This is a genomic window from Paraburkholderia bannensis (assembly GCF_014200455.1).
GTDB classification, from domain to species: Bacteria; Pseudomonadota; Gammaproteobacteria; order Burkholderiales; family Burkholderiaceae; genus Paraburkholderia; species Paraburkholderia bannensis_A.
This window is the reverse complement of sequence record NZ_JACHBW010000007.1, coordinates 90,523-102,129: the sequence shown is the minus strand read 5'-3', so window position 1 is coordinate 102,129 and position 11,607 is coordinate 90,523. Positions and strand designations below refer to the sequence as shown.

Sequence of the window (11,607 nt, the reverse complement as noted above, 5' to 3'; positions counted from 1 at the left end):
ATCAACGCCCCTATCGGGGGCGCGATCAAGAGCAAGGTCAGACGGCGGGAAAGCGCGCAGGTTCCGCACGCGGGTCGGCAATCGGTCGAAATGGACTATTTACGCCTTCAGATACTGCTCGCGGACACCCAGCCAGCGGTTCAGATGCTGCGTGACGACGTGCGGATATTCGTGCAGCAGCCGTTCGGCGGCTTCTCGCGCGGGCTCGATCAGCCACGCGTCGTTTTCGAGGCTCGCGAAGCGCAGCATGGCCGCGCCCGACTGACGCGCGCCAAGGAATTCGCCCGGACCTCGAATCTCCAGGTCCTTGCGCGCGATCTCGAAGCCATCGGTGGTCTCGCGCATGGTCTGCAAACGCTGACGCCCCGTGAGCGAAAGCGGCCCGGTGTAAAGCAGCAGGCACACCGACGCCGCGGTGCCGCGCCCCACCCGCCCGCGCAGTTGATGCAATTGCGCGAGACCAAAGCGCTCGGCGTGCTCGATTACCATCAGCGACGCATTGGGCACATCCACGCCCACTTCGATCACCGTGGTCGCCACCAGCAACTGCACTTCGTTGCGGGAGAACGCGTCCATCACGGCGGCTTTGTCCGCCGCCGCCAGCCGCCCGTGGACGAGGCCAACCGATAACTCAGGCAGCGCGGCCACCAGCGTTTCGTAGGTCTCGACGGCCGTTTGCAGCTGCAGCGTCTCGCTTTCCTCGATCAACGGACAGACCCAGTACACCTGGCGGCCCGTGAGCGCCGCCGCGCGCACCCGCGCGATCACTTCCTCGCGGCGCGCATCGGAAACGAGCTTGGTGAGAATCGGCGTGCGGCCGGGCGGCAGCTCGTCGATGGTGGAAACTTCGAGGTCGGCGTAGTAGGTCATCGCGAGCGTGCGCGGGATCGGCGTCGCCGTCATCATCAGCTGATGCGGCTGGAACTCGCGCGCAGCTTCATCCGCAGACGAAGTTGGCAACCGCGCGTTTTGCGCCTTGGCGCGCAATGCAAGCCGCTGCTCGACGCCAAAACGATGCTGCTCGTCGACGATCACAAGACCGAGCCGCGCGAACTCCACGGCATCCTGAATGATCGCGTGCGTGCCGATCACGAGCTTCGCGGTGCCCAGGGCCGCGGCTTCCAGCGCAGCGCGCTTGTCCTTCGCCTTGAGGCTGCCCGAGAGCCACGCCACCTGCACGCCGAGCGGTTCGAGCCAGCCGCGCAGCTTGCGCGCATGCTGTTCCGCGAGGATTTCAGTGGGCGCCATCAGCGCGGCCTGATAACCCGCGTCGATGGCCTGCGCCGCAGCGAGCGCGGCCACCACGGTCTTGCCCGCGCCGACGTCGCCTTGCAGCAGACGCTGCATCGGATGCGGCGCTTCGAGGTCCTGGGCAATCTCGCCGACCACGCGCTCCTGCGCATTCGTGAGCTTGAACGGCAGCGCTTCGCGCAGACGCGCGAGCAGCGTTTCCTCGCTCTTGCGACCCGCGACGTGCCGCGCCATTGCCGGTGCGGCGCGCGTGCGGCGCTCCTCATGCGCGCGCTTGAGCGAAAGCTGCTGCGCGAGCAGTTCGTCGAACTTGATGCGCGTCCAGGCAGGATGCGAACCGTCGATCAGTGCGTTTTGATCGGCGTTGATGGGCGGATGGTGCAGCGTTCTGACCGCATCCATCAAGCTGGGCACGTTGAGGGGCGCGAGAAATTCCTGCGCGATGGGCCCCGGCAGCAGTTCGGGCAGATGCGCGCGTTCGAGCGCGTTGTCGATGGCCTTGCGCAGATACGCCTGGCTCACGCCCGCCGTCGACGGATAGACCGGCGTGAGCGCCTGCGGCAGCGGCGCATCGCCTTCCACGACCTTCACGGCCGGATGCACCATCTCCATGCCGAAGAAGCCGCCGCGCACGTCGCCGCGCACGCGCAGGCGCTTGCCGATCGCCATCTGCGCGACCTGCGAGCCGTAGAAGTTCAGGAAGCGCAGATGCAGTTCGTCGCCGTTGTGGTCGCGCAGTTTGACGACCAGTTGGCGGCGCGGGCGGTACGCGACTTCGTTGTCGAACACCACGCCTTCGGTCTGCTCGACGCCGCCGGGCAACAGCTCGCCGATCGGCGTGAGCGTGGTTTCGTCCTCGTAGCGCATGGGCAGATGCAGCACGAGGTCGATCGCGCTCTTCAGGCCCAGTTTGGCGAGCCGGTCGGCGGTTTTGGTGAGCCTGGGCTTATCTTTAGTTTCGGCTTTGGAATCGGCCTTCGCTTCGGCCTTCGCATCGGCCTTTTCAGCGGCTTTCTTCGCGCTCGCGCGTTTGCGCGGCGCCTTGGCCCGCGGTGCGCCGTCACGGACATCGTCGCTGGCGTCCGCGCGCGCTTCCGGCTGCGCGTCGTCGTTGGGAACGCTCGCGGGATCGGATTCGGCAATCATTCGGCTAACGGACGAGGGCATGGGCTGCTTCACAAGTACAATATCGGCTTTCCGGCATGGCGCGGCAGTTCCGCGCCCCGGCTTGCCGCTGTCAATGCTGCTTTCGAGGCCGCTTTCGACGCCGCTGGCAGGCCGGTTCCGCAATGATACTTGCTCGTTCCGCCCGAGCGGGCATCCAGGCCGTTTTTGGGGCGCAACCGCTACGCGTTCCGATCCCCCGAAATCCGCCGCCGCGCCGTATCGCCGGCGACTTATCGCTTACCGTGTGTTTTCAGGCCGTATGTTCAAGCTTTCCGATTTCGATTTCGACCTTCCCGAAGCACTGATCGCGCAAACCGCCCTGCCCGAGCGCAGCGCAAGCCGTCTCCTGGAAGTCGATAACACGGTTCAGCCCGCGCGGCTGACCAACCGCACATTCGCCGATCTGCCCACGTGCATCGCTGCGGGCGACCTGCTTGTGTTCAACGATACCAAGGTGCTGAAGGCGCGTTTCTTCGGCCAGAAGGCCAGCGGCGGCAAGATCGAAGTGCTGGTCGAGCGCCTGACCGGCGCGCGCACGGCGCTCGCGCAGATCCGCGCGAGCAAGAGCCCCGGCCCCGGCACGGTGCTGCGTCTGGCCGATGCGTTCGACGTCACGGTGGGCGAGCGCGTAGAGCCGTTCTTCACGCTGCATTTCCCCGACGACTGCCTCACGCTGATCGAACAGTTCGGCCGTCTGCCGCTGCCGCCCTACATCACGCACGACGCCGACGCGGGCGACGAAACGCGCTACCAGACCGTGTTCGCGCAGAACCCGGGCGCGGTCGCGGCGCCCACCGCCGGCCTGCATTTCGACGATGCGCTGCTCGCGCAGCTCGACGCCATGGGCGTTGAGCGCGCCACGCTCACGCTGCACGTGGGCGCGGGCACGTTCCAGCCGGTGCGCGTGGAAAATATCGCCGAGCACAAGATGCACAGCGAGTGGTATCAACTGCCGCAGGCGCTGGTCGATAAAATCGCGGCCACGCGTGCGCGCGGCGGCAAGGTGATTGCGGTGGGCACGACCTCGATGCGCGCGCTCGAAGCCGCCGCACGCGACGCCGCCAACGAAGGCCGCGAACTCGCGGCCACCCAGGCGGAAACCGATATCTTCATCACGCCGGGTTATCGGTTCCGTGTGGTCGATCGGCTGGTGACGAACTTCCATTTGCCGAAATCGACGCTGCTGATGCTGGTATCCGCGTTCGCGGGCATCGAAACGATTCGCGCTGCGTATCGTCACGCGATTGCCGAGCGTTATCGCTTTTTTAGTTACGGCGACGCCATGCTGCTCACGCGCACCGAAGACGCGCTGAACAAGTAAAAGCGGGCAAAAGCGGGTAAAGAGCCCATTTTCCAGCCGCCTCGCGCCACATGAACGCGCGGCGGCGTTTCACTAATTGCGCCGGACTTGTCGGCCGGAGTTAGCGCTTTAGCGGTTACTCCGGCCCCATGCAAAGCAATTTCCGGTAGCACAGGAGTCGATGCATGACCGACGGTCAGCAAAACAACGCACGCGCCGAACACGGCGCCTATCTGGGCGAACGCCCGCAAAACGGCCTCAAATTCGAACTGCTCGGCACCGACGGCCTCGCCCGCCGTGGCCGCGTCACGCTCAATCACGGCGTGGTCGAAACGCCCATCTTCATGCCCGTGGGCACCTACGGGACCGTGAAGGCGACCCAGCCGCGCGAGCTTGAGGAAATGAAGGCGCAGATCATCCTCGGCAACACCTTCCATCTCTGGCTGCGTCCGGGTCTGGAAACCATCGAGGCTCACGGCGGCCTGCATCGCTTCATGGGCTGGAACCGTCCGATCCTCACCGATTCGGGCGGCTTCCAGGTGTTCTCGCTGGGCGACCTGCGCAAGATCTCGGAAGACGGCGTGCGCTTCGCCTCGCCCGTGAACGGCGACAAGCTGTTCCTCTCGCCCGAAGTGTCGATGCAGATCCAGAAGGTGCTGAATTCGGACATCGTCATGCAGTTCGACGAATGCACGCCCTACGCGACCAACGGCGTGACCACCACGCACAAGGAAGCGGCCGACTCCATGCGCATGTCGATGCGCTGGGCGCAGCGCTCGATCGACGAATTCAACCGCCTGGGCAACCCGAATGCGCTCTTCGGCATCGTGCAGGGCGGCATGTTCGAGGATCTGCGCGACGAATCGCTGGCGGGACTCGGCCAGATGCCGTTCCACGGCTATGCGATCGGCGGTCTTTCGGTGGGCGAGCCGAAGGAAGACATGATGCGCGTGCTGCAGCACATCGCGCCGAAGCTTCCGGCCGACAAGCCGCATTACCTGATGGGCGTGGGCACGCCGGAAGATCTGGTGGCGGGCGTGGCCGCGGGCGTCGACATGTTCGACTGCGTGATGCCCACGCGCAATGCGCGCAACGGCTGGATCTTCACGCGTTTTGGCGACGTCAAGATCCGCAACGCCGTGCATAAGAACTCGCTGCGCCCGCTCGACGAGCAGTGCGGCTGCTACACCTGCCGCAACTTCACGCGCGGTTACCTGCATCACCTGCATCGCGTGGGCGAAATCCTCGGCGCGCAGCTCAACACGATCCACAACCTGCACTACTACCTGGAACTGATGAGCGAAATCCGTGAGGCGATCGAGACGAAGACCTTCACGGCCTTCCGTCAGCGTTTTGCCGAAAACCGCGCGCGCGGTGTGGATTGAGCGTGGAATGTGCGGGAGCAGGTGCGCGCCAGCAAGCTTTAGAAGGTTTTTGATGGCGCGCGGCCGCCAAAGCCCGCACACTTTACAATTACCTTTCGCGACGACCTTGCGTCATGCGTGGCTGACCATCGAGGGCTTCACCGCCGGGCTCGCGCAAGTGGGCAAATCGGCTGTAGAGCGGCTAACAGCTTGATCGGAAAGCCTATTTGACGCCATCGTCGCGTTAGTTGCCGGTGGTAGAATAACCGGCTCGCTTTTGATCGTATCTTTGATCGTACAGATCGTATAACGGAGAGACCAACGTGTCGTTTATTTCCAATGCCTTCGCAGCACCTGCAGCTGGCGGCGCAGAATCGAGCCTGATGAGCTTCCTGCCGCTGATTCTGATGTTTGCCGTGCTGTACTTCATCATGATCCGTCCGCAGATGAAGCGTCAGAAGGAACACCGCAACATGCTCGCCGCCATGGCCAAGGGCGACGAAGTCATCATCAGCGGCGGCATCGTCGGCAAGGTCACGAAGGTCAATGAAGCGTACGTGGGCGTCGAAATCGCCGACGGCACGGAAGTCACCGTGCAGAAGTCGTCGGTGACGACCATCCTGCCGAAGGGCACGATCAAGTCGCTGTAAGTGCGGGAGGATCGATCATTTATCGATCACCTCATTGATCAACTGTTTGATCACCTCGGGCCGCGGCTAACCCCGCAGCCCAGCGCGTCCGGCCCGGCCCCTGATTGCACCCAGAGCGGGCGGCACCAAGGCCTCGCCGGACGCGTGCGCATCGAGATGGCAACTCCCCTCCCCCGTTGGGCCAACCAATGAACCGTTATCCCCTCTGGAAATATGTCGTGATGGTCGTGGCGCTTGCCATCGGCCTCGTGTACACATTGCCCAATTTCTTCGGCGAAGCGCCCGCGGTCCAGGTGTCGAGCGGTAAAGCCACCGTGAAGCTCGACTCCGGCACGCTCGCCCAGGTCGAGGCAGCGGTCGCAGCCGCCAACATCAAGGCCGACGACGTCACCTTCGACAACTCGGCGTTGAACGCGAATATCCGCGTGCGCGTGGCCGACACGGACACCCAGCTGCGTCTGAAGGATGCGCTGAACCATGCGCTCAACGCCGATCCCACCGACCCGCAGTACATCGTCGCGCTGAACCTGCAGAGCGCCTCGCCGCGCTGGCTGAGCGCCCTGCACGCGCTGCCGATGTACCTCGGTCTGGACCTGCGCGGCGGCGTGCACTTCCTGCTCCAGGTGGACATGAACGGCGCGCTCAACAAGAAGCTCGATTCCGACGCTTCGGACGCCCGCTCGCTCCTGCGCGACAAGAACATCCGCGACGGCGGCGTGAACCGCGTCAACCAGACGGTGGTGATCAATTTCGCCGATTCGTCGGTCGCCAACGCCGCGCTGCAGACGCTCTCGGGCACGCGCGGCATCGCCGAACTCTCGTGGACCACGCAGAACAATCCTGAAGGCGGCGTGCAGCTGGTCGGCTCGTTCACGCCGGCGGTCAAGAAGGCCGTGCAGGACGCCGCGCTCAAGCAGAACATCACCACGCTGCACAACCGCGTAAACGAACTGGGCGTGTCCGAGCCCGTGATCCAGCAGCAAGGCGACGACCGCATCGTGGTCGAACTGCCGGGCGTGCAGGACACCGCGAAGGCGAAGGACATCATCGGCCGCACGGCGACGCTCGAAGCGCGCCTGGCCGATCCGAACGGCCTGCATCCGAATCCGGGCGACCCCGTGCCGCCGGGCGACGAACTGTTCACGCAAGGCAACGCCGCGCCGGTGCTGCTGCGCAAGCAGGTGATCTTCACCGGCGACCGCATCATCGACGCGTCGTCGGGCTTCGACGAACATCAGCGCCCCTCGGTCAACATCCGTCTGGATTCGGCGGGCGGCCGCTCGGTGAGCCAGGTCTCGCGCGACAACATCGGCAAGCCGATGGCGATGGTGCTGTTCGAAAAGGGCAAGGGTGAAGTGCTGACGGTGGCGACCATCCAGTCGGAGCTGGGCGACCGCTTCCAGATCACGGGCCAGCCCACGCCGCAGGCGGCAACCGATCTCGCGCTGCTGCTGCGCGCCGGCTCGCTGGCCGCGCCGATGGACATCATCGAAGAACGCACGGTTGGCCCGAGCCTTGGCGCAGACAATATCCGCAAGGGTTTCGACTCGGTGGTCTACGGCTTTGCCGCGATCGCCGTGTTCATGGTCTGCTACTACATGCTGTTCGGCGTGATCTCGATGATCGGCCTGTCGGTCAACCTGCTGCTGCTGGTTGCCGTGCTGTCGATGATGCAGGCCACGCTGACGCTGCCGGGTATCGCCGCTATTGCGCTCGCGCTCGGTATGGCGATCGACGCGAACGTGCTGATCAACGAACGCGTGCGTGAAGAACTGCGCAACGGCGCGCCGCCGCAACTGGCGATCCAGAACGGCTATGCGCACGCCTGGGCAACGATTCTCGACTCGAACGTCACCACGCTGATCGCCGGTCTGGCGCTGCTCGCGTTCGGTTCGGGCCCGGTGCGCGGCTTCGCCATCGTGCACTGTATCGGCATTCTGACCTCGATGTTCTCGGCCGTGTTCTTCTCGCGCGGTCTCGTGAACCTCTGGTACGGCGGCAAGAAGAAGCTCAAGTCGCTGGCGGTCGGTCAGGTGTGGCGTCCGGAACCCGATGTTGCCACCGGCGCGGCGGGCGCACCCGCGCTGAACGCCGAAGACACGGACACCGACACGGGCCGCGCCCTCGCCTCGAACGCCGTCAAGCGCGAAATCGGCCGTGAAGCCGGACGTGAAGCAGCCAAGGCGGGCGCCAAGGGCGCTGCGCGCGGCAAGCCCACGGTGCGCCGCCGGAACAATCCCGACAACACCGGCACGTCCCGCTGATACGGAGACTAGAAAATGGAATTTTTCCGCATCCGCAAGGACATCCCGTTCATGAAGCACGCGTTGATCTTCAACGCGATCTCCTTCATTACGTTCATCGCGGCGGTGTTCTTCCTGTTCCACCGCGGCCTGCACCTGTCGATCGAATTCACCGGCGGCACAGTGATCGAAGTGCAGTATCCGCAAGCGGTGCCGCTCGAACCCGTGCGCGATTCGCTCGCGAAGATCGGTTACGGCGACGCTCAGGTGCAGAACTTCGGCACCTCGCGCGACGTGCTGATCCGCCTGCCGATCAAGCAGAACCTCAGCTCGGCACAACAGAGCGATCAGGTGATGAGCACGCTCAAGACGGCCGACCCGCAGGTTCAGCTGCAGCGCGTGGAGTTCGTCGGCCCGCAGGTCGGCAAGGAACTCGCAACCGATGGCCTGCTCGCGCTCGCCTGCGTGGTGGCCGGCATCATCATCTATCTGTCGTTCCGCTTCGAGTGGAAATACGCCGTGGCCGGCGTGATCGCCAATCTGCACGACGTGGTGATCATTCTGGGCTTCTTCGCGTTCTTCCAGTGGGAGTTCTCGCTTTCCGTGCTCGCGGCGGTGCTGGCCGTGCTCGGCTACTCGGTCAACGAATCGGTGGTTATCTTCGACCGGATTCGCGAGACCTTCCGGCGCGAACGCAAGATGAGCGTCACCCAGGTCATCAACCACGCGATCACCAGCACGATGTCGCGAACCATCATCACCCACGGCTGTACGGAAATGATGGTGCTGTCGATGTTCTTCTTCGGCGGCCCGACGCTCCACTACTTCGCGCTGGCGCTGACGGTGGGTATTCTGTTCGGTATCTACTCGTCGGTGTTCGTGGCGGCTTCGCTGTCGATGTGGCTCGGCGTCAAGCGCGAGGACCTCATCAAGGACAAGAAGGACAAGTTCGATCCGAACGATCCGAACGCAGGCGCGCAGGTTTAAGCGCTTTCGCCTTGTCGAATGAAAAAGCCCCGCGAAAATCCCGCGGGGCTTTTTTTCGTCGCTGCGAGGCGTCACACGAGCCTTACTGCTTGATGCCCTCGGCCTGGATATGCAGCTTCGTCTTCATGCTGAAGCCGTATTTCTTGCCCATCTCCACGCCGAAGTCGTCGCGATTGAATTCGGCTTCGGCCTCCACGCCGCAAACTTCGCGCTTGAGCATCGGGTGCGGCATGCACCTGAACGAATCGATCTCCAGCTTCAGCGGCTTCGTTGCGCCATGCAGCGTGAGCGTGCCGACGACTTCCTTGGGCGTGTCGCCGTCGAACACGATCTGCGTGCCTTTATAGGTGGCGGTGGGGAACTTCGCGACGTCGAAAAACTCATCGCTGCGCAGATGTTTATCGAGCTCCGTATTGCCGGTCTGGACCGAGGCCGGATCGATGCTCACGTCGACCGTGCCGGTCTTCGCGGCGCGGTCGAGCGTGACGGTGCCCGTGGTCCTGGTGAACTTGCCGCGCCAGATCGACAGACCCGCGAAGTGATCGGCCTCGAAGCTCGGATAGGTGTGGTTGGGATCGAGCTGATAAGTGTCGGCGGCCAGCGCCATCGACGGGACGAGCGTTGCAGCGAGCGCCGCGGCAATCGACAACGCGACGGTATTTGACACGAGCTTGTTCAAGTACGCCTCCTTTCTTCGCTACAGATGGTGATGACGACAAATGCGCATCGCTAGCGCGCCGCATGCTGCATCGCGATGACGATGTGAAACTTGATCAGCACTTCGTCCGCGACCGTCGAGGTGTCTTTCCACTCGCCCGTGCCGATGCCAAACAACAGGCGGTGAATCGGCAAGGTGCCGTCGAAGGTCTGCGTGGCGCCCTGCTGCGTGAGCACCACGGGCACCGCGACGCTTTCCGTGTGCCCCTTGATTGTCAGGTTGCCGCTCACGCTGTACTGGTTCGGCCCGGTCGGCGCGATCGCCGTCGAGACGAACGTGGCCTGTGGATACGTCTTCGCATCGAACCATGCTGGGCCGCGCACGGAATCGTTGTAGGTCGAATCGCCCAGATCGTAGCTGGCCGTGTCCACCGTCAGACGCGCCGTACCGCCTGCAGGCTTCGCCGGATCGAAGTCGATATTGGCGTCGAACTTCGTGAAGTTCCCGGCCACCGGCACGCTCATCTGCCGCGAGATCGCCACGAGCGTGCTCTTGCCCGCATCGAGCTGCGTCCATGCGCTGCCCGCGTTGCACAGCAACGCACCCGCCAGCATCGCCCGCGCGACGCCGCGCGGCCCCACGCGGGCATGGCGCGTGCGCCTTCTCGCTGCTTTCATGGTCATCCCTTCGCGGGCGTCAGGCGCATGCCGGCGCGCTCTCCGCCCGCGAAGGCGCGCTTGTGCGCGGCCGAAAAGCCGCCCGCGCAGTTGCAAAGATAGCTGAACGACTGGAAACCGGCGTGACTGCAAACATCTATACAGCTTGAAACCAGCCTGGAACCAACCGCAAACCGGCCACGAACCGGCCACGGACGCGCCCCGGCGGGCCGACGCCGTGGCGGATCGGGTGCCCGATTCGCATACGCGGGTGCGGCAAACGTGGCACACTCCACGGCCCATCGAGCAGGCTCACCGTCGCGGCTTGGCAAATGCGCGCCGCCATGCGCCTTTGGTAACATGGCCGGCAAGGCCGCTGCGGGCCGCTGCCAACCGTCGAGGCAAGCGAGCCGCGGCCGCGCCGGAGCTGCTCGTCCCCGTTCACGTCGTTTTGCGTCATCCCACCGCATGGCCCAGGACAATCTGATCGCGTGTCACGAATGCGACGCGCTCTACCGCAAACCACGCCTGCTCGGGCGCCAGTCCGCGCGTTGCTCGCGCTGTGGCGCCACGCTCTATCAAAGCAGCTCGGCGCAGCTCGACCGCATCTGCGCGATCACGGTTGCCGCGCTCGTCACGTTCATCATCGCCCAGTCGTTTCCTATCATCGAACTCGACGCCAATGGCATCCATTCGGAGTCGAGCCTGTTCGGCGCGCTCGTGGTGCTGTGGAACGAGGACATGCAGATCGTCGCGGTGATGGTCTTCTGCGCAACCATCCTCTTTCCGCTCACCGAGATGGTCGCGCTGCTCTATGTGCTGCTGCCGATCCGGCGCGGCTTCATTCCGCCAGGCTTCAATCAGGTGCTGCGCGCGATCCAGTTCGTGCGGCCTTGGGGCATGCTCGAAGTCTTCATGCTCGGCGTGCTCATCACCATCGTGAAGATGGTGAGCCTGGCGCGCGTGATCCCGGAAACGGCGCTCTTCGCGTTCGCCGTGCTCACGCTGATGTTCACGGTGGTGGTGACCTTCGATTCGCGCACGCTCTGGGATATCGCCGATGCGCTGCGCGCGGGCGCGCGTCATGCCCGCCATCCGGGCCGCGGCGGAGCGGGTTCGCCCGGCGGCAAGCCAGCCGGTCCCGACATCGATCCGGACGGGCTGCTCGACCCCGGCGTGCCGCCCACGCTCGGCGGCCCTGAAGGCGCGGCGTCCATCGACCACCCGATTGGCGAACCCGACATTCGCGACCCGTCGTCACCCAAACCCACGTCCCAGCCGGCGCCGAAACCCGGCGCACCGGATTCGCCTGGCTGGACTGCGCGATGAAG

Annotated in this window: 9 protein-coding genes; 6 read left to right on the top strand and 3 right to left on the bottom strand. The window is 64.5% G+C overall.

The genetic code is table 11. The features are described from left to right. Positions 1–99 precede the first annotated feature (99 nt). A complete protein-coding gene (gene recG, locus F4827_RS13460; RefSeq protein WP_409258793.1) occupies positions 100–2,397 on the bottom strand; it encodes an ATP-dependent DNA helicase RecG in 2,298 nt (765 codons plus the stop codon). 280 nt (positions 2,398–2,677) lie between these two features. Between recG and queA the strand changes: the two genes are divergently transcribed. The 5 genes from queA (at position 2,678) to secF (ending at position 8,962) form a co-directional block, all read left to right on the top strand. Beyond that, a complete protein-coding gene (queA, locus tag F4827_RS13455; protein ID WP_183724441.1) occupies positions 2,678–3,739 on the top strand; it encodes a tRNA preQ1(34) S-adenosylmethionine ribosyltransferase-isomerase QueA in 1,062 nt (353 codons plus the stop codon). 164 nt (positions 3,740–3,903) lie between these two features. After that, entirely contained in the window at positions 3,904–5,103 is a 1,200-nt protein-coding gene (gene tgt / locus F4827_RS13450; RefSeq protein WP_183724440.1) for a tRNA guanosine(34) transglycosylase Tgt, read from the top strand. Between the two features lie 302 nt (positions 5,104–5,405). Further along, on the top strand, positions 5,406–5,732 hold the full coding sequence (gene yajC / locus F4827_RS13445) for a preprotein translocase subunit YajC (RefSeq protein ID WP_183724439.1): 327 nt from the start codon (positions 5,406–5,408) through the stop codon (positions 5,730–5,732). Positions 5,733–5,920: 188 nt separating this feature from the next. Next, positions 5,921–7,996: a protein translocase subunit SecD gene (gene secD / locus F4827_RS13440; RefSeq protein WP_183724438.1), complete on the top strand. Its 2,076-nt coding sequence runs from the start codon at positions 5,921–5,923 to the stop codon at positions 7,994–7,996. A gap of 15 nt (positions 7,997–8,011) precedes the next feature. Beyond that, complete coding sequence (secF, locus tag F4827_RS13435) at positions 8,012–8,962, top strand: protein translocase subunit SecF (protein ID WP_183724437.1); 951 nt, start codon at positions 8,012–8,014, stop codon at positions 8,960–8,962. An 82-nt stretch (positions 8,963–9,044) separates the two neighbouring features. Here the strand turns inward: secF and F4827_RS13430 are convergent, their stop codons facing one another. After that, positions 9,045–9,569, bottom strand: a complete 525-nt coding sequence (locus F4827_RS13430) for a YceI family protein (protein ID WP_183724603.1) — start codon at positions 9,567–9,569, stop codon at positions 9,045–9,047. A gap of 122 nt (positions 9,570–9,691) precedes the next feature. Continuing rightward, a complete protein-coding gene (locus F4827_RS13425) occupies positions 9,692–10,297 on the bottom strand; it encodes a YceI family protein (protein WP_409258792.1) in 606 nt (201 codons plus the stop codon). A gap of 447 nt (positions 10,298–10,744) precedes the next feature. On the opposite strand from F4827_RS13425, the gene F4827_RS13420 reads away from it, so the two are divergent. After that, entirely contained in the window at positions 10,745–11,605 is an 861-nt protein-coding gene (locus tag F4827_RS13420; protein ID WP_183724436.1) for a paraquat-inducible protein A, read from the top strand. Positions 11,606–11,607 lie beyond the last annotated feature (2 nt).